The organism is Sphingobium sp. WCS2017Hpa-17, from assembly GCF_031843765.1.
GTDB lineage: Bacteria > Pseudomonadota > Alphaproteobacteria > Sphingomonadales > Sphingomonadaceae > Sphingobium.
Genome location: NZ_JAVTIV010000002.1, coordinates 444,943 through 463,932, shown reverse-complemented (window position 1 = coordinate 463,932; position 18,990 = coordinate 444,943). Strand labels below are relative to the sequence as shown.

Below are 18,990 nucleotides of genomic sequence, written 5' to 3'. Positions count from 1 at the left end.
TCAGGCCGGCAAGGTAAAGGCGATCGGCACGGTGAACTCGATTCGTTCGCCGGGCAGTTCGGCTGGCGCGCGCGGATAGGGTGAGGCGCGGCGCAGCATCGCTTCGGCTTCCTCGTCCAGCACGGCATTGCCCGATCCCTGAATGACGGCGCCCTCCAGCAACAGGCCGGCACGGTCGAGGACGAAGCGGACCTGCACCTGCCCCTCTTCGCGCCGCATCCGGGCGCGACGGGGATAGATTTTATGCGCGTAGAGCCAGGAGCGGACCTTGGCGGCATAGCTGCGGCTGGTGCCCGGCGGCGCCTTGACGTCCAGCCCATCGGCTGCGCCGCGCCTTGGCGGTGGCGCAGCGGCAGACGCGACAGCGGCCATGGCCGGACGGGCGGGTTGGGATGCGGCCGGGGCCAAACTGGCAGCAGGCGCGGCGGCAAATTGGACCGGTTGCTGCAAGGCAAGGCGCGCAGGCACCGCCACGACTGCCGACGCAACAGCGACAACTGGCGCAGGCAGCGGGTCGGTCGGCGGAGGCGGGACGGCAGCGGTCGGGCTGAACGCGGCCGCCTCCACCCTTGCCGTCTCCGCCTCTTCCTCGCCCTGCTCCACCCCCTTGAGCAGGGCGAGGGACAGAACCGTCATTGGCGAAGACTCGGCCCGCCGGCTGACATGCCCCATGCCCAGGTTGAGCAGCGCCCCGATCAGCAGGGCGTTGATCAGCAGCGAGGCCGCTGCCGGTCCACCGATGCGGAAAGGATGCGCTGCCCCGTCCATGGCGTCAGAAGCTATTCGCCACGGTGAACTTGAAGCTCTGCCCTTCCGCCGCGAGTGCGGACAGGTGGCGGCGATACTGCTTGTCGAAGACGTTATCCACGGCGATGCGGAACTCGAACCCCTTGGCCGCGCCGCTCTGCGGCTTGAAGGCGAAGAAGAGGTTGTGGACGGTATAGCCCGGCGTCGCGAGGCCCGATCCGGCCGAAGCGAAGGCACCCGGCGTCACCTTGTCCTGCCGCTCGGCAAATTCGCCGGTCCAGCCGCCCGACAGGCCCGTGCCAGCATCGGCATAACCGAGCGTCAGCCGATAGTCGTTGGCCGGGATAGTGTTGAGATAATCGCCGGTCAGCCGGTTCTTGCCGTCGATGAAGGAGGCATTGCCGCGGGCGAAGAAGCCACCAATGCCATATTCGGCCTCGACCTCCAGCCCCTTGAAGCGCGAGCGGTTGATGTTCTGAAAATAGGGTGTGCCCGCCGCTGCCGAGACATTGACGATCAGATCCTTGACGTCGTTCTGGAACAAGGTCGTCTTGGCGCGGAAGCGATCGCCCTTGCCCAGCATATCGTCGAAGGACAGGGTAAAGCCGACCTCAACATTGTCCGATTTCTCCGGCCGCAGGTCCGGATTGTTGGGCCGGGTCGCCGAACGGGTGAAGATTTCATCGACATTGGGCATGCGCACGGTGCGCGCGACCGACCCGAAAAGGCCGAACCAGGGCGTGAAATTATACAGCGCGGCCAGTTTGGGCGACACGCCGCTGTCCGTCACATTGTCGGTCAGGCGCGTACCGCCGACAACCGTGGCGCCGGGCTTCAGCTTGGTCCAGTCGACACGGACCCCCGGCATGATCGTCAGCTTGTCGGACCAGACGATCTCCAACTGGCCATAAAGGCCATAGCGATCCATGTCGCCTTCGGGATGTGTACCCGCGCCTGGCGTCACCGTGCCGTCCAGCGCAACCCGCGGATTGCGCCGTTCCTGCGTGCTCCACTGGCCACCCAGGATCAGGAAGGTCTTCCAATCGCCACCCAGATCGAACTCGCTGGTATTCTGGACCTTCGCCTGCCAGCTTTCATAGGAAAATTCGGAATAGTCGAGCGCGCCGAGGAAGGTGGTTTCGGTCTGGTGCACCTTCGACAGCGAATAGGCGACCTGTGCCTCGATATTGAAGATCTTGCTGCCGTCGAAATCATTCACATAGCCGAGCACAGCAGTCTTGTCGTGGACGCGGCGGCGCATCAGGCTGTTTCCGGTGGCGGCCGAAATCTGGTCATAGACCTGCGGCGCGTCGCTGATCCAGTCCTGATAGCTGGCCCAGATGGCGTGCTTCTTGTTGCCGCCGATCGACACACGGCCCTTGACCAGCCAGCTGTCGGATTCGGTCGCGGAGGCGGCAACCGTGTCGCCATTGCCGCTCTTGTAATCGTCGGTGCGGCGGTAGTTGTAGCTGCCCAGCAGTTCGACGCCCTCGGTCGGCTGGACCGCGACGATGCCCGACAGGGTGCGCGCTTCCGCATTGGCTTCGGTGGCAGCCTTGAGGCGCACCGCCAGCGGATCGCCGTCGCTCAGAAAGTCGGACGCATCCTTGGTGGTAAAATTGACCACGCCTGCCAGCGCGCCGGCGCCATAGAGGGTCGAGGAAGCAGGACCGCGCAGCACTTCGATCCGCTTATACAGCTCCGGCTCGGTGAAGAGCGCGCCCATGCGATATTGTTCGTAGAATTTGGTGACGCCATCGACCGTCAGCAGGATGCGATTGTCGCTGTCGCCGATCGCCGTACCCATGCCGCGAATATTGAAGCCCTGCCCTAACTGGCCGACGCCGCCCTGAACATTGACGCCCGGCATGCCCTCCAGCAGGTCGCCGATGGTGGTCGCCTGAACCTGGTCGATATCTTCCTGGTCGAGCGTGCTGACCGCCTGCGGCGTGTCGATCGCGACCTTTTCCGTACCGGCGGAAATAACCATGCGGTCGAGTGCCATGCGCGTGGTTTCCGGTGCATCGGCATCGCTCTGCGCCAGCGCCGGAATCGGCGCGACGATCAGCACAGTGCCCAGCAACAGCTTCAATCGGGTCTTCTTCATGGTTTGCGGTCCCCTTTTGGCGGTTGGCGATGGGACGCGAACGCCCCGAACGGCATCGCACCTAGCAGGTAGAAATGATATTGCAAGTGAGTCTCATTAGTTATAGCTGCGAGCGCAGAAAGGGGACTTTATGAAACCATCACGATTCCGCTCCATGGCCCTGCTGCTGACCCTCGTCGGCGCTTCGGCGGCGCAGGCCCATATGCCCTATGTGCTGCCGACCCTGTTCGATCTGGGCAAGGGCGACCATGTCACGGTCCAGTCCGCCTTTGCAGAGGATGCCTTCCTGCCCGAAGTGGCGATGCGCGACGCGCCCTTCCATCTGGTCGGGCCGGACGGAAAGGAACTGCCGACCGGTCCCGTCACCCATTTGCGCGACCTCAGCGTGTTCGAGGCGGCAATCCCCGCCGACGGCACCTATCGCGTCACCAGCGGCCAGCGCGCCGGGCGCAAGGGCAAGATGTTCAGGCAAGGCGACAAATGGGAAATGCGCGTCGAAGGCGGCGAACCGCCGGCCAATGCCGAGCAGGTCGATGTGCAGAGCATGACGCTGGCCGACGCCTATGTGACCCGTGGCCAGCCGACCGACGCCGCGCTCAAGCCTTCGGGCAAGGCGCTGGAAATTCAGGCCATCACCCATCCCAACGGCATCGTCGCCGGGTCTGACGCCAGCTTCGCCCTGCTGTTCGACGGCAAGCCGCTCCCGCAAGCCGACATCACCCTGTTCCGCAGCGCTGGCCTCTATGACGGGCGCAAGGTGGTGGCGCAGGTCAAAAGCGGTGCCAATGGCCGGTTCAGCCTGAAGCCGGAGGATGCCGGCACCTATCTGATCCTGGTGCGCCATCGCGGCGCTGCGCCGGCCGGGTCGGAAACGCCCTATCGCAGCTACACCTATACCCTGACCTTCGACGCGGCCTGATCCCCGCGCGTCTTCCATTCGACGGAGCCTCTATGAAAATCCATCTGCCCCTCGCCGCAGCTCTTCTCACGACCGCCGGCATCACCATCGCCGCCCCGCATGAAGGATCGGCCTTCATCCACGATTATGACGCAAACCATGATGGCCAGGTCACACGCGCCGAGTTCGACGCCGCGCGCGTCGCCCGCTTCAGGGCGACCGATGCCAATAGTGACGGCTGGGTGTCCGAAGACGAATATGTGCAGGAATATAGCGTCCGGCTGGAGCAGCAACTCGCCGCCTCCGACCGCAGCGAAGACAAGAAGACCGAGGAACGCCAGCGCCAGATCCGCCAGACCCATGTCCGCTTCGGCGTGCTGGACAAGGACAAGGACGGCAAGATGACTCAGGCCGAATATGATGTGTCGGGCGCGCGCGCCTTTGCCGAGCAGGATAATGACCAGGACGGCATCGTCACCGCCGCCGATGCCGCCGCCACGGCGGCGCGCCAGCTTGCTGCACGACAGGCCGCCGACAAGGCCGATCGCTGAAAACCGAAAAAGCGGGGCCGCCATCGCTGCGGCCCCGCTTTTTCTATCTGTCAGAGCGCATGCTCATCCTCGATCGTGATTTCCGCCAGCTTGCCTTCCACCTTCCGCTTGCCGGGCTTCGTCTTGCGGAACGGCTCGAAACTCGCCCGATCTGCATCGAATGCCATATCCCAGGGAATATTGTCGCCCCGGAAGATGGGCGGCGCATTGTTCGACCAGAGCAGCGATCCGAACCGGAAATCCCAGGCCCGCGGCACCCAATTATCATCCAGATAATCGGTATCGGCATGATATTCGGCCTCGCCGGCCTTGCCCGGCATGTCGCAATAATAATAGATGGCCGACGATATGCGGTGCCGGGAAATGCCGCCGCTGCTGTTCATGCTGGCATTTTTCCAGCCTTTGGCCTCCATGATATTGGCGCCGAGCATCACCTCGTCGATATCGTCCATGCCAAAGGCGATGTGCATGAACTTGAAATGATCCGGCGCGATCGGCAGGTCGCAATTCACCCAGAAAATCGCATGATGTTCGAACGTGCCGGGCGCCCGCGCGAAAATGCCCGTGCCCTTGCTATGATCGACATAGCGAAAGCCCATATGCCGCTCATAAAATTCGAAGCTGCCGACATAATCGGGCGAGAAGAACACCACATGGTTGATCGTCTTGGGAATGGCGCGGCGGCGCCAGATGCGATGCTGGTTGAAGCGGGGGTAATGACCGGGCGTGTTGACCGGACTGGCCTCGCTCACCACCGGCCGCTTGTCCCAGATCTGCACCGCGATCGGCTGGCCATCGGGGCAGAGGCAATGGACCGTGCCATCGGCATCGCGCCGCACATCGACTTCGGTCGCGAGGCTGGTGGCGATGCCTTCCAGCATATCCGCATTTTCCACACCCCAGACGGTTTCCTTCAGACCGTCGCCGGGGAAGGGATCGGGCGATGGCAGGCGCGGGTCGCCATGGCGGTATAATGTGATGCGCGAACCCGAAGGCAGTTCGAATATTGCCTCATCCTCATTTGCCTGAGACAGGGACAAGCCGAAATCCGTCCAGAAGCGCTGATGTTCTTCGAGATCGGAAACACCGAAGACAGCGTTTGCTACGCCCAAAATGCTCATGGTCACTCCTCATCCTTCCCTGCTGTTATGAAGAGTGACCCGGTCGCCCAAAAGCGCATTTCATGGGACGCAGCTATCTGCGGAACAGAAGGGACAGGAGGAACAGGATCGTCCTGAAGTCCAGCAGTCGCAGGGCGGCGCGGGCTTCAACCGGGGTCAGCTTCGCCACCATGGGCATGGCGCCGAAAATCTTGCCCCGGATGATCAGCGCATTCCCCTCCCGCTCGATCCGGCGCACGGTCATCAATTCCTTGTCCTGCGCATCCAATATCTTCATCGCGGGCGCCTTCTTGTCCGTCATTGCACCGCTCCTGCGCAGACTTTTTCGAAATCGATGTCCATATCGTCCATCATCTGGATCGCCGTGGCCCGGCCCGCACCGAACACGCCGCCGCCTGGATGCATGAACGGCCCGACCAGATAGAGTCCCTCGATCCCCGGCACGCGCAAATGGCCCAGATCCGGCGTAGGGCGATGCCCAACCGACTGGTAGAAGAAGGGCGCGCAGCCATGGATATCGCCCTTCAGGAAGCTGGCCGGGCTGTCGCGTTCATGATCGACCGGCGATCGGATCAGCCGTCCGCTGATATTGTCGTCGGTCAGGTTGGAGTAGAATTTGCGATATTGCGCCAGCGCCCTGTCGGCGACCTCCTCCTTGCGGTCATCCCATGATCCGGGACCGCCGGGATAGAGATCATAGGGCGCGAAATTCACACCGTAGAAGACGCCTGCCCCCTCGGGCGCACGGCTGGGATCGAAGATCGTGTTGTCGCCGCCGGCGATCAGCCGTTCCGACACTTCGCCCCGCCGCAGCTTGTCATATTCCAGCAGCATGTCGCGCATGGTGTAGAAGTCCATGAGTTCGGTCATCATGGCGTTGGTATCGTTGCCGACCTTCAGCTTCAGCCGCTCCTTCAAGGTCAGATGGGTCAGATTGATGGAAAAGGTCGACTGGGTGACGCGCTCCGCCCGCTCCAGCACCGGTTCGGGCGTTTCGGAGACGAATGTGCGAAGCACATGCGGATGGATCGCGCCGATCACGCCATCCTTCGCATGGAACGTCTCCCCGTCGACCAGTTCCAGACCCGTTGCCTTGCCACCGGATACGATGACCCGGCGTACCTCGGCATTGCAGCGCACTTCGCCCCCAAAATGCTCGATCGCACGAACCAGCGCATGGGAGAGTTGTCCCGACCCGCCCTTGGGCATCGAACAGCCATAGGCATGGATGATGCCGGGCATCAGGAACGCGCCCATGCCGGTGCCCAGTTCATCGGGCATCTGGAGATTTTCCGTCACCATCCGCACGATGTGCAAGCGCAGCAGGTCGCTTTCGAAATATTGGTTCACCACGTCCAGCGCGGACCGCTGCATGACGTCCAGCAAGAAACGCCCCTCGTCCGACTGGTCCATCATCGCCACGAACGCCCCCATCGGGAAGGGCGGTGCGTAGAGGCCGGACATGAACATCGGCAGGGCCGCCATGCTGGCCTGCGCGAACTTGCGATAAGCGTCGGCGTCTTTCGCAGAGAAGGCCGCGATTTCCTCACAGGTCCGGTCCAGATCACGCCAGGACCGGACAACCGTGCCATCTTCCCAGATCGAGGCATGCGGCAATTCGGGGTAGATATATTCCAGCCCGAATTTGGACAGCAGGCCCAGTTCATCCTCACGCAGCATCGGATTGCCCTGGATCATGATATGCACATTGCTGTGCTCGTCATGCCAGAAGCCGGGCTGGATCAGCTCGCGCGTGGAAACCCCGCCGCCATAATGCGGCTTGCGCTCCAGCACCAAGACCTTCTTGCCAGCCTTGGCCATATAAGCGGCGGCGGTCAGGCCATTATGCCCGCCGCCCATCACGACGATGTCATAGCTGCTCATGCATGCTCTCCAAAAAAGGCCCGAAATTGCGCGATGCCCGGCACATGACTGGCGCAGCCGCCATCGGCGACCAGCAACTGCCCGGTGATGTTGCGCGCCGCGTCGGACGCCAGGAAGGCGACGGCCTCGGCAATATCCTCCGGCTCGCCCAGTCGGTCGCGCAGCGTCTCCGCCTCCACCGTCTGCCGGAGCTCCGGGGGGAAGGCTTCGCGCAAGGCGGGCGTCAGCGTCATGCCTGGTGCGACGGCGTTGCAACGCACGCCCTGCGCGCCATGGCTGGCCGCAATGGACCGCGTCATCTGGATGATCGCCGCTTTGGACGAACTATAGGCTGCCTGGATCAGATGCCCCTGCAAGGCGAGGTTGCTGACGGTATTGACGATATTGCCCTTGCTCTCCCGCAGATGCGGCAGGGCCGCGCGGCAGGCGATCATCGTCCCGCGCACATTGACCGCATAGGTCCGGTCCCACAGCGCCGTTCCCATATGCTCGATATCGCCATCCTGCTGCGCGATATCGGGACCGAGTAGCGCGGCATTATTATGCAGGATATCCAGCCGCTTATAATGGTCCACCACGGCGGCCACCATCGCCTGAATCGAATCTTCGTTCTCCAGATCGAGCGGCACGGCGATCGCACCGGGCAGGCTGCCCGCCAGCGCCTTTGCAGCGTCGATCGCGATGTCGGCAATCGCCACCCTCGCTCCTCGCGCCGCCATCAATCGCGCCGTCGCGGCGCCGATCCCGCCCGCCCCGCCTGTAATGACAGCCACCTTTCCGTCGAGACGGATTGCATCCGACGCCATCGCCCTCTCCTTTCATTGATCTTCTGGAAAAGCATCATAATGTGCCTGCCAGAGGGGAGAAGACGGCACTTTTTTGTGCCTTCAAAATAGCGATCCATGAGCGACTTCGACGATTTCGACCCTGCATGCCGCAGCAGCCTGATGGCGCTGGCGCAGGATATGCACCAGCATGGCGCGGAGCAGGACGCACCGATCCGGACAATCTTCGGCCTGCTCGGCGATCGCTGGTCGATGCTGATCCTGCTGCTGCTGGACGTCGGTCCCTTCCGCCATGCCGAACTGCGCCGCCTGCTCGACCGGATGAGCGCGGAAGGTGGAATTTCACAGCGGGTGCTGACCCTCAAGCTGCGCCTGCTGGAACGCAACGGCCTCGTCTCGCGATCGGTCAGCGGAGATGTCCCGCCCAGGGTCGGCTATGCCCTGACGATATTGGGGCAGGGGTTGCTGGCCGAAGCGAAACGGCTGCTTGGCTGGACGCAGGCCCGGCGCGAAGAGATAGAGGAAGCCCGCCGCACCTTCGATGCTCAGCAATAAGGGACGACTCTGTCCTACAGGCGCCGCGACCACTATACTGGCTGCCCCGCTTTCCGATAGGATCGGTACGGCGTAATAAAATGTCTGAATCTGCGGGAAATGTGCGAAGTTAAGCCCCGACATTCCAACAGCGGGGCCCTCAGCCGCGCGCTTTGGGCGTGGCATCGCTCAGAAACTGTGCCGCCAGTTCCTCGCGCGAAATCCGTGCCTCTTCGAACGACACCACGCTGCCCTCAGCACCGGCCGGCGTCTGCGCACCGGCAACGATCCGTTCCACCACCCAACGGATCGCCGGGTCGTTATTGCTGGAGATATGCCACTGGATCGCCTCCCGGATCGGCGGGATGTCCATCGGCACCTCGCGCAGCGTCAGCGGCAGATATTCCGCCATCCGCGTCGCCAGCCGCCGGTGCATGGTCGCGATGCGATTGGACCCGATGACCAGCCCGGCCATCGACAGGAAGCTGTGCGTCACGATCTCGATCCGGCGCTGGCGCTTCTGCCGCCGCACGAACCAGTCCTCGAACGCCGACACCCGCGCCCGACCGAAGCGCGCGGTGACATGCCCCATGTCGAAATAACGGTCCTTGGTCATCGGCTCGGCCATGGCGGGATTGCCGTTCCAGCCGACGACGACATAATCATCCTCGAACAATATCTGGCTCGGATGATCGGCGGAAATCGCATAGTCGATCGTGACGAGCAGGTCGATCGCGCCGCGCTCCAGCGATTCCAGCAACACTTCGGTCAACGACTGGATCTCGAACCGCATGCCGGGCGCCTGTCGCTGCAAATCCGTCATCGCCCCGGCCAGCAGCACTTCGGTCATATAATCCGACGCCATGATGCGGATCGTCCGGTCCGACGTCGCCGGATCGAACGGCGGCGGCACGGCGATGGTGGTGCGGATCTGCTCCAGCACCGCGCGGACCGGATCGACCAGTCCTTCGGCGCGGGCGGTCAACACCATCTGCCGCCCCTTCTGCACCAACAGATCATCCGCGAAATATTCGCGCAGACGGCCAAGGGCAGAGGACGTCGCCGATTGCGACAGACAGATGCGGTCCGCCGCCAGGCTGACGCTGCGCTCGCTCAGCAGCGCGTCGAGCGCCACCAGCAGATTGAGATCCAGCCTGTCGAACCGCATGTCACTCTCCTCCTGTCAGCCTGCCGCTATGACCGACAGTGCATTGGTGACCAGCCTAGCAGTATCGCCGTCATGGGCAAAGCCGGCACGGTCGGCGGCGGGCGTGGACAGGGGCGGATGCGCGCCGAAAGCGGCCTCCAGCGCGGCATCGGCGCGATAGCTGACCAGATCGGTGGAGGTGCCGCACTGGCGCGCAATTTCCGCCGCCAGATCACCCATGGTGATGCGCTGCGCCGGCAGCGTCACGACCCGCGTCGCCGGCATCAGGGATGCGTCCATATCGATCGCGTGAAGCAAATTATCGGCACAACGGCGGACCGACTGCGCCCAGATGGTCGCATCCGCCGATACCGGGCAAATGAAAGGCTCGCCCGCCCGCAACGCATGGAACAAGTCGCTCATGAAGGCAGACTTCATGCCCGACGGCCCCTTGGGGCGCGCAAGAATACCGGGCAGGCGAACGCTCACCCCCTCGATCTCGCCGCGATGATGCATCATCGCGACCGCCATCTCCATCATCGCCTTGTGCCCGCCATAGACCATGCGCGGCGCCAGCGGGGTCAGGTCGTCCACCCCCTGCGCCGGCAACGGATCGCCGAACACCGCGATCGAACTGGCATAGACGATCCGCGGCCGGTTGCCCGCCGCCTTCGCCGCGTTCAGCAGGTCGTACATGGCGTCGATATTCACCCGGCGCGATGCCGCCGGATCGGCCTCCGCCGCGCCGCCCGGCACGGTGGCGAGATGGACCAGCGCGTTGCAGCCATCGGCAAACGCCTCCGCCCGCACATCGGCGGAGCAGATATCACCCACGACAGGGCGCACACCGTCCGGGATGCCGCCCGCCGCCGTATCCATGCCTACGACCGAATGGCCCCCCGCCAAGAGTCGTTGCACCAGTTGGCGCCCAACAAAGCCGCCCGCACCCGTCACGATGATCGTCATGCTTCAATACCGATCCGCATAATGGTCCCGCACATCTTCACTGTAGCTGCCCAGCGGATAGGGCAGCATCTGCGCATTCCAGCTGTCCCATTGCAGCCGCATCGCCTTCAACCGGGCCGGATCGTCGGTGGCATGGTCGGCCCGCTCCCGTTCATCCTGCGCCAGATTGAACAGATGTTCCTTCCCGCCCAGCTTCAGATATTTCCAGTCGCCATCGCGCAGCGCCGCCTGCCCATTGCCCTTGTAGCGCCAGTAGAGCGCGCGCGTGGCTGGCGCCGCTTTGCCGGTCAGTTGCGCTGACAGGTCCATGCCGTCGAACGTCCCGGCCTTGGCGACGCTGCCCCCCGCCATCGCCAGCAGGGTCGGCAGGAAATCCATCGAGATCATGACCTGATCGGATGTCGAACCCGCCACGATCCTGCCCGGCCAGCGCATCAGCAGCGGCACGCGAATGCCACCCTCCAGCAACTCGCCCTTGATCCCGGTAAAGGGCCAGGTTTCGGAAAAACGCTCCCCGCCATTGTCGCTGGTGAAGATGACGATCGTGTCATCCGCCTTCCCGCTCCGCTCCAGCGCGGCGAGCAATTTGGCGACATTCTGGTCCATCGCCTCGACCATTTCCTTATATTTGGCAAGGCTGCCGCCATTATAATGAAAGGACGCGCCAAGCGTCGGCGCCACCGCCGTATCCTTCCGCCCTTCCCACGGCCAGTGCGGCGCATTGAAGTGCAGGCTCATGAAGAAGGGCGTGTCGCCGGCCTGCTCGATCGTCCTGACCGCCTCATCCCCGAACAGGTCGGTCAGATAGCCGTTGCGTTCGATCGGCGTGTCGCCCTGCGCCAGGCCGATGCCGACATCCTTGCCGCCCATCACCATATGGTGCCGGAAATAGTCGGCCGCGCCTTCTACGATGCCGAAAAATTCATCATAGCCATGGTGCAGCGGGCTATGTTTGGGCGGCTCGCCCAGATGCCATTTGCCGATCAATGTCGTGCGATAGCCGATCGTCCGCATGACCGAGGCGATGGTCGGCCGATCGAGCGGCACGCCGATCCCTTCGGGCGCGGCCGGCCCCAACGGCTCCTCGATCCCGATGGCGAAGCGATATTGGTAGCAGCCGGTCAGCAACGCGGTGCGGGTCGGCGAACAGATGGAGCTGTTCGCATAGCCCTGCCGCACCTGAACGCCCTGCGCCGCAATGCTGTCGATCGCGGGTGTCTTGATATGGTGCGATCCGGTGCAGGACAGGTCAGCATAGCCCAGATCGTCGGCCATGATGAAGATGATGTTCGGCCGCTTGAACTTGGCAGCGGCCGCCTGCGCCTCGCCCGTCGCTGCCAAGGCTCCGAGCGCGCCCGCACCCCGCATGAATGACCGCCGATCAACCCGCAATGCTCTCTCCTCTTCCTTGTCGAGCGGGCAGGTGCGCGACCTGCCCCCTCCCATCCACCTACAGCTTAGAATTCCGCCGACAGCCGCAGCCCATAGGTGCGCGGCGCGCCAAAGCGGGCGACCGCCATGCCGATCGGCGAGCGCTGCGGCGTGGAAATGCGGCGCTTGTCCTCCAGATTGTAGATGAAGCCGCCGACCGACCAGCCACCATCGGCCGACCGCAGGGTCAGGTTGAGGTCGGTCTGCCAATAGGCCGGGATGCGTTCGAAATCGAGATATTCGAAGGCGCCATATTGCGATGCGCGCCAGGCGGTCGCGACATTACCGACCAGTTCCAGTCTGTCGCTGAGCGGCACCACCTGCTCCGCGCCCAGATTGATGGTCCATTTGGGCGAGAAGAGCAGCGGCTTGCCCGAACAGTTGAAGTCCTTCACCGGCGCGCCGCCCGCCGTGGCGCCCGTCAGCGTGAAGGAACAATTGATATTGTCGCGCGGCGATGCCGTATAGAGATGCAGGTCGTCATAGGTGGCCTTGAGATACTGCAACTTGGCGTTCAGCGTCGTCGTCCGGGTCGCCTTGACCATCGCATCGACATCGAAGCCCTTGATCGTCGCCTTGCCCGCATTTTCATTGGAATTGATCAGCGTACCGCTCGTGTCGACGGTGAAATAGGTGATCTGCTGGTCCTTATACTTCCAGTAGAAGCCTTCCAGGTTGAGCTGCACCCGGTTGTTGAAGAAGCGGTTCTTCGATCCGATCGTATAGGCGGTGATGAATTCCGGGTCGTAGCGCGATTTGCCCTCCGCCAGTTGAAAGCCGCCCGCGCGATAGCCGGTCTCGACTGTGGCATAGAGCAGGTTCTGCGGGCCGAGGTCGAATTCCGCCGACGCCTTCCATGTCACCCGCGAATAGGTGCCGCTGTCGACCACCGGATTATAGGTTTTCAGGATCGTGCCGGTGCCGTTCAGCAACGGGAAGACCTGGGCATTGGCCTGATCGGTGCTGCCCGCCGCGATCCAGCCATTGCTGGCCAGCCAGTTCACCGTATCCGCCGTCGTCAGGAAATTGGGATAGTGGGGCAAGGCACCCGGCGCGGCGCAACCGGCCGCAAAGGAAGCCGGCGGCGTGATGTTCGCCGGTGGCAGGCCGCCGCAAAAGGTGATGAAATTGTTGATGATGCCATCCATCGACTTCTTGTCATGGGTGTAGCGTGCACCGCCGACCAGCCGGAACCGATCCGTGACATTTGCGGTCAACTGGCCGAACGCGGCCCAGCTTTTCGTCTTGTGGGTGTAGGACTGGATCGGCAGCACGAACTCCTGATTATATTCATTCTTCGCGTCGATCGTTTCGTTGAAGTAGAAGCCACCCAGCACATAGTCGACCATGCCGACCGATCCGGCCAGACGTGCCTCCAGACTATATTGGCTGTCCTTCTCCCAATTATAGGCCGTGTTGAAGGCCGGACCGTAGAAGAAGGTTTCCCCCTTCGACTGGCGATAGGCCGGGATCAGGGTGAAGGTGCCGATATCGGTCTTCCAGTTCAGCTCCGCGTTGACGCCCCAATAGGTGTAGTCAACCGACGCATCCTGATTCATCGCGTTCAGGAACCCGAAGCCCGGCGCGCCAAGCAGGGTCTGGCGATAGGCATTGGCCGCATCCGTGTTGAAACCTTCGGACGCATCGAACGGCGATTTGGTGAAGGTATAGCCCGAAGCGCCCGGCGTGAAGGAACCGATATAGCTACCGCCCGGTCCGACGCCGCCCACCTTGGTCCAGTCCGCGCCAATGCGCAGGCTGACAGCATCGCTCGGTTCGATCAGAAACTGGCCGCGCAGGCCGCTGCGGTCAAGATCGTCGCTGCCGTCGCGATTGAAGCCGTCCCGCACCTGCCGCGTCGCCGCGAAGCGCAACGCGCTGTTGTCGCTGGTGGTCAGGTTGACATAGCCATCGACATTGACGGCATCATAATTGCCATAGGAGAAGTTGAACCCGGCGCCATTGCGGCCGATTTCAGGATGCGCCGGAATGATGTTGACCGCGCCGCCCGTGGCATTGCGGCCATAGAGAATACCCTGCGGCCCCTTCAGCACCTCGACACGGGCAAGGTCGTAGAAAGCGGAGCCGAAGGCGCCAGCGGCCCGCGCCAGCACAACACCGTCATAGCTGGGCGTCACCGCCGGGTCGTTATAGCTGCTCGACGTGATGTTGCCGACGCCGCGAATGAAGATGGACGTGTTGGAGCCGCCGCCATTGGTGATGCTAATGGCCGGTACGGTCTTGGTAATGTCTTCGGCTCTGGCGATGCCCTGCTGCAACAGGTCGCTGCCGGTAACAGCATCAATGGCGACGGCGGCTTTCTGCGCGCTTTCTTCCTTGCGCTGTGCGGTGACGACGATCTCGTCCAGCCCCACTGTGCCTTGCGCCGCCTGATCGGCCGTCTGCGCCTGCACCGGCATGGCCGCTATCATTCCCGCAAAGGCGGTGGTCGCCAATAAAAGGGTACGCATGATCCTCTCCCTGATGATTTGATTTTGGTCAATTCTGGAGAGCGCGGCGGAAAAGTCACATTGATTTGCTGGATGGCACCTATCTGCCCACAGGGACGACCATGAAACTACCGGATGGATGTGACACATCGACAGGAAGAATTTGTCCTGCCGCCCCGGCCCGTACAACCATCATCCCATGGCAGAGGATGTAATCGAGAGCATCGCCACGGCGCTTGTCGTTGGCGGAGGCATTGGCGGGATGGCGACAGCCATTAGTCTCACGGAAAGGGGTGTTCGCACAGAGCTGATCGACCTTGATCCGGAATGGCGCGTCTATGGTGCGGGCATCACCATAACCGGCCCAACCTTGCGCGCCTATCGCCGCCTCGGCCTGCTGGAGCCGATCAAGCAGGCCGGCGCGATCACCAACAAGACCCGCCTGTTCCGCTTCGACGGCACGCACCTCCATGATCTGGAAGAACCGGTGATCGAGGAAGGCCTGCCCGCAACGGGTGGCATCATGCGGCCAGTGCTGCACAGGATCATGCAGGCCCGCGTGAAGGAACTGGATATCCCGGTCCGCCTCGGGCTGACCGTAATCGCCCTTGAAAATGCTGCGAACGGCGTCGATGTGACCTTCTCGGACGGATCTTGCGGCCGCTATGATCTGGTGGTCGGCGCGGACAGCGTCGCCTCCAGCGTTCGCACGATCGCTTTCCCGCATATGGGACCGCCCCAGCCGACGGGACAAGGCTGCTGGCGCATCTCGATCACCAAGCCGCCCGGCCTCGACGCCGGAGAATTTTATCTGGGTCACGATAACCCTTGCGGCATCACTGCCTGCGGGCCGGATACCGTCTATATGTGGATGCTGACACCACATGAGGACCGCGAATCCTTCATGACCGAGGATGAGCTCTTCACCACCCTCCGACATCTGCTCAAGGATTTCGGCGGCAATGCCGGCTGGATCCGGGACAATATGACGCGCGACAACTGGATCAATTACCGCCCGCTCGCCGCTGCGCTCCAGCCAGGGCCATGGTCGAACGGACGGATCGTGCTGGTCGGGGATGCAGCCCATGCGACGACCCCGCATCTGGCATCGGGCGCAGGCATGGCCGTAGAAAGCGGCATCGTGCTTGCCGAAGAACTGGCAAAGGCGCCGGACGTCGCCTCCGGCCTCGCCGCTTATGAAGAGCGCCGTTACGAGCGTTGTCGCGATGTCATCGAAAGTAGCGTCGGCATCGGCCGCCTGCAATTGGCGCACCGCCCGCCGCAGGAACATGCTGCCCTGCTGGAAGGCGCGCTCAGCCGGCTCAACCAGCCCTTCTAAAAGATCCGGGCCGGTGGATCACCACCGGCCCTTTTGCCATGCCACGCTCGGCCATCATCTTACCAGGCGGTCGCACCAGCATCGACGGCAATATCCGCGCCGGTCACATATCGGGCCTCATCCGAAGCCAGCCAGACCGCGCACCAGCCGATATCCTCCGGCTCCCCCAACCGCTGGATCATATTCTTCGCCAATATCTTCGCCTCGATCGCAGGATCGGATGCCAGATGATGTCGGGTCGCCGCCGTCAGGATGAAGCCGGGCGCAATCGTATTGGCGCGAACGCCGAGCGGCGCGCCCTCCATCGCCAGTTGCCGGGTCATCGCCAGCACTCCGCCCTTGCCCGCGCAATGCGCCAGGGCCGGCGACCCTTCCAGCGCATGGCGCGCATTGGCGGATGCGAAGTTGACGACGGATGCTCGGCCGCTGGCCTTCAACCAGGGCCAGGCGGCTTGGGTGGTGAGAAAGACGATGTCCAGTTCACCGCTCAACGTCGCCTTCCAGTCGGCATAGCGCATCGTCTCGATCCAGTCGAAGACGGCAAAAGCCGCCGCATTGACCAGGATATCAATCCGCCCATGCTCTGCGCCGATCCGGGCAAACAGCGATCCGACCGCCACCTCATCCAGCAGATCGCAACTCTCGTCGGTACCTGTTCTATCTACGCCGATCACGGTTGCGCCCTCGTCGGCGAACAGCCGCGCACATCCTTGCCCGATGCCATTGGCGGCGCCCGTCACTACCGCGACCTTGCCTTTCAACCGGTCAGCCATGGGCAACGGCTCCTGCGATGCTCTGCCCGCCCCGCCGGAACGGCACCAGCATCGCGATGATTGCGCCGACCAGCGCGCCTAGCGACAACAGGCCAAAGGCCGGCAGCAACCCGCCGGCCTGTTTCGACAGCAGCGTCACGATCACGGGGCTCAGAAATTGTCCGAAGGCAAAGCTGCTCTGCCACATGCCGGCGCCACGGCCCCGAACCTCGAACGACAGCAGGCTCATGGCCCAAACCAGCAAAGTGGGCAGCAACAGGCCCGCGCCAATCTGGTTGAGAAAGCAGCCCGCCAGAAACATCTCCCCTGTCCGCGCCATACCCATCACGCCGAAGCCGATCGCCAGCACGGCAAATTCGATCAACAGCAATCCACGCACCGGCCAGCGCCCGATCCGGGAATAGAGCAAAGTCCCCAACGGCACCCCGATGCTGGCGACGGAGGTCAGGAAACCGATCCGCGCCGGATCGCTCATGCCCAGCATGTGCAGGCCGGACGACGCCTGAATCTGCACTGTGTAGAAAAAGACCGAGCCATAGATGGTGATCGCCATGATAGTCAGCATCCGGCCCCAGGGGAAACCTGCCCAGCCGACATTGCCCGCCCGGTCCGGTGCCTCCGTACGACGCGGTTCCCAGGTATGGCGCTGTACCAGTGCGAACATCAGCAGGGCGGAGCCATAGACCCAGAAGGGCGCCCGCCAGCCGAACACCCCCAGTTGCCCGCCGAGATTAAAAAAGAGCAAGGCGGAAATCGACGCAAAAGCAGTCTGCCCCGCCAGCCATTTGTCACGCGCCGCGCCGCGATAATAATCGCCGATCATCGTGGTCGACAGCACCATGATCAGCGCCTCCGCCATACCCACGCCGACCCGCGAAACCAGAATGGCGGGCAGGCTGGTCAGGAACAGCGGCGCCACACCCACCAGCGCATAGACAAGGAAAGACGCCAGCAACAGCCGCCGCCGCCCGAACCAATCGCCCAACATCCCGCCTAGCGGCGAAAAAATTGCAACGCACAGGGCCGGAATCGTCAGGATCATCGGCACCCAATATTCGTAACCGGGCACATCGCTGAAATCGGCCAGCAATTGCGGCAGGATCGGCGCCAGCAGCACGATCGCCATGGTCGACAATGTGATGGGCAATAACAGGGAAAAGCCGGTCATGAACCCCGGCTCCGGCGCCTCCGCGCGATCCTTCATGCCCTTTTCTCATTCAACATGGCGCCAGTCTCTCCTTTTATCGGGAAGACATGCCGCCGGGCAGCGGACATCGTCAAACCGAAAGGATCAAACCCACCTATTCGCCGAAGCGATGCGCTGCGCATGATCGCGGCGCCTTCTGCCACGGCCAGATCAAATCGAATATATGGAAGCCGCCTATCAATAGATTGGCTTTGACCATCGCTGCTCGCCCGCCCCATTGTTCGGTCACTATCGGAAACAGAGGCGGAAGACATGCCAGAGACACGATGTTGACCCCGTTCGATCTCCACGGAAAGGTCGCGATCATCACCGGATCGACGCGCGGTATCGGCCTCGCCATCGCCCGCATGTTTCAGGATCATGGCGCGAACGTCGTGATTTCCAGCGAGAATATCGGCGATTGCGACCGCATCGGTCGGGAATTGCAGACTCTCGCCATCCCCGCCGACGTGACCGATGCCGCGCAGCTGGCGACGCTGGTCGACGGTACGGTCGATCGGCATGGCGGCATCGATATCCTGGTCTGCAACGCGGGCATTACCGGGCGGCCCGGTCCCTTTGCCGCCGTCGACATGGACGATTTCGACCGGGTCATGGCCATCAACCTGCGCAGCCAGGTGCAATTGTGCAATCTCGCGCTGCCCCACTTGGCGACAAGGGGCGGTGGCAGTGCGATTCTGGTGTCCAGCCTGTCGGGCCTGCGCGGTAATGGCGCGATCAATGCCTATGCGCTCGCCAAGGCGGGCGTGGCGCAACTGGCGCGCAACCTTGCGGTTGAATGGGGACCACGCAATGTCCGCGTTAACGCCATCTCACCCGGCTTCATCCGCACCGAATTGTCCGCCCCCTTGCTCGCCGACGCGGCCTTCATGCAGCTCCGCATGGCCATGACCCCGCTGCGCCGTCCGGGCGAGGTTCAGGAGGTCGCCGGCGCAGCTCTGTTCCTAGCCTCCCCCGCCGGCGCTTTCGTGACCGGCCATAATCTGGTGGTGGATGGCGGCACGCTGATCACCGACGGGTCGTGAACGAATCTCGGTGCCTTCTCATCTC

General features: G+C 62.9%; 17 protein-coding genes. 5 read left to right on the top strand and 12 right to left on the bottom strand.

Annotated elements, in window-relative coordinates:
• Window positions 1-768 carry an energy transducer TonB gene (locus tag RQH62_RS06275; protein ID WP_311267887.1) on the bottom strand — a complete coding sequence of 256 codons (768 nt, stop codon included), beginning with the start codon at window positions 766-768 and terminating at the stop codon, window positions 1-3.
• Window positions 769-772: 4 nt separating this feature from the next.
• The gene (locus RQH62_RS06270) at window positions 773-2,854 is read right to left on the bottom strand and encodes a TonB-dependent receptor domain-containing protein (protein WP_311267886.1); all 2,082 of its coding nucleotides are present in this window, start codon (window positions 2,852-2,854) and stop codon (window positions 773-775) included.
• 130 nt (window positions 2,855-2,984) lie between these two features.
• Here RQH62_RS06270 and RQH62_RS06265 point away from each other — a divergent pair, with 130 nt between their 5' ends.
• Both RQH62_RS06265 and RQH62_RS06260 read left to right on the top strand, forming a co-directional pair.
• Window positions 2,985-3,773 carry a DUF4198 domain-containing protein gene (locus tag RQH62_RS06265; RefSeq protein WP_311267885.1) on the top strand — a complete coding sequence of 263 codons (789 nt, stop codon included), beginning with the start codon at window positions 2,985-2,987 and terminating at the stop codon, window positions 3,771-3,773.
• 32 nt (window positions 3,774-3,805) lie between these two features.
• A complete protein-coding gene (locus RQH62_RS06260; protein WP_311267884.1) occupies window positions 3,806-4,303 on the top strand; it encodes a hypothetical protein in 498 nt (165 codons plus the stop codon).
• A 50-nt stretch (window positions 4,304-4,353) separates the two neighbouring features.
• On the opposite strand, the gene RQH62_RS06255 is transcribed toward RQH62_RS06260, so the two are convergent.
• The 4 genes from RQH62_RS06255 to RQH62_RS06240 form a co-directional block, all read right to left on the bottom strand.
• Window positions 4,354-5,424: a VOC family protein gene (locus RQH62_RS06255; RefSeq protein ID WP_311267882.1), complete on the bottom strand. Its 1,071-nt coding sequence runs from the start codon at window positions 5,422-5,424 to the stop codon at window positions 4,354-4,356.
• A gap of 73 nt (window positions 5,425-5,497) precedes the next feature.
• Window positions 5,498-5,725 (bottom strand): hypothetical protein, encoded by a 228-nt coding sequence (locus RQH62_RS06250; RefSeq protein ID WP_311267881.1) that lies wholly within the window; start codon window positions 5,723-5,725, stop codon window positions 5,498-5,500.
• Window positions 5,722-7,308, bottom strand: a complete 1,587-nt coding sequence (locus RQH62_RS06245; protein ID WP_311267880.1) for an NAD(P)/FAD-dependent oxidoreductase — start codon at window positions 7,306-7,308, stop codon at window positions 5,722-5,724. The genes RQH62_RS06250 and RQH62_RS06245 overlap by 4 nt, the downstream gene beginning before the upstream one ends.
• Window positions 7,305-8,114 carry an SDR family oxidoreductase gene (locus RQH62_RS06240; RefSeq protein ID WP_311267879.1) on the bottom strand — a complete coding sequence of 270 codons (810 nt, stop codon included), beginning with the start codon at window positions 8,112-8,114 and terminating at the stop codon, window positions 7,305-7,307. Before RQH62_RS06240 ends, RQH62_RS06245 begins: the two co-directional genes overlap by 4 nt.
• Before the next feature lie 96 nt (window positions 8,115-8,210).
• On the opposite strand from RQH62_RS06240, the gene RQH62_RS06235 reads away from it, so the two are divergent.
• The gene (locus RQH62_RS06235) at window positions 8,211-8,648 is read left to right on the top strand and encodes a helix-turn-helix domain-containing protein (protein WP_311267878.1); all 438 of its coding nucleotides are present in this window, start codon (window positions 8,211-8,213) and stop codon (window positions 8,646-8,648) included.
• 139 nt (window positions 8,649-8,787) lie between these two features.
• Here the strand turns inward: RQH62_RS06235 and RQH62_RS06230 are convergent, their stop codons facing one another.
• From RQH62_RS06230 to RQH62_RS06215, 4 genes are all read right to left on the bottom strand, one after another.
• Entirely contained in the window at window positions 8,788-9,795 is a 1,008-nt protein-coding gene (locus tag RQH62_RS06230) for a LysR family transcriptional regulator (RefSeq protein WP_311267877.1), read from the bottom strand.
• Between the two features lie 15 nt (window positions 9,796-9,810).
• Entirely contained in the window at window positions 9,811-10,740 is a 930-nt protein-coding gene (locus RQH62_RS06225) for an NAD-dependent epimerase/dehydratase family protein (protein ID WP_311267876.1), read from the bottom strand.
• Window positions 10,741-10,743: 3 nt separating this feature from the next.
• A complete protein-coding gene (locus RQH62_RS06220; RefSeq protein WP_311267875.1) occupies window positions 10,744-12,081 on the bottom strand; it encodes a sulfatase-like hydrolase/transferase in 1,338 nt (445 codons plus the stop codon).
• Between the two features lie 116 nt (window positions 12,082-12,197).
• Window positions 12,198-14,642 carry a TonB-dependent receptor domain-containing protein gene (locus RQH62_RS06215; RefSeq protein WP_311267874.1) on the bottom strand — a complete coding sequence of 815 codons (2,445 nt, stop codon included), beginning with the start codon at window positions 14,640-14,642 and terminating at the stop codon, window positions 12,198-12,200.
• A 178-nt stretch (window positions 14,643-14,820) separates the two neighbouring features.
• On the opposite strand from RQH62_RS06215, the gene RQH62_RS06210 reads away from it, so the two are divergent.
• Window positions 14,821-15,960: an FAD-dependent monooxygenase gene (locus tag RQH62_RS06210; RefSeq protein WP_311267873.1), complete on the top strand. Its 1,140-nt coding sequence runs from the start codon at window positions 14,821-14,823 to the stop codon at window positions 15,958-15,960.
• A 59-nt stretch (window positions 15,961-16,019) separates the two neighbouring features.
• Here RQH62_RS06210 and RQH62_RS06205 read toward each other — a convergent pair whose 3' ends face one another.
• Both RQH62_RS06205 and RQH62_RS06200 read right to left on the bottom strand, forming a co-directional pair.
• Window positions 16,020-16,733, bottom strand: a complete 714-nt coding sequence (locus tag RQH62_RS06205) for an SDR family NAD(P)-dependent oxidoreductase (protein WP_311267872.1) — start codon at window positions 16,731-16,733, stop codon at window positions 16,020-16,022.
• Complete coding sequence (locus RQH62_RS06200) at window positions 16,726-17,937, bottom strand: MFS transporter (protein ID WP_311267871.1); 1,212 nt, start codon at window positions 17,935-17,937, stop codon at window positions 16,726-16,728. Before RQH62_RS06200 ends, RQH62_RS06205 begins: the two co-directional genes overlap by 8 nt.
• Window positions 17,938-18,206: 269 nt before the next feature.
• On the opposite strand from RQH62_RS06200, the gene RQH62_RS06195 reads away from it, so the two are divergent.
• Entirely contained in the window at window positions 18,207-18,965 is a 759-nt protein-coding gene (locus RQH62_RS06195) for an SDR family oxidoreductase (RefSeq protein ID WP_311267870.1), read from the top strand.
• The last annotated feature ends 25 nt before the right edge of the window (window positions 18,966-18,990 follow it).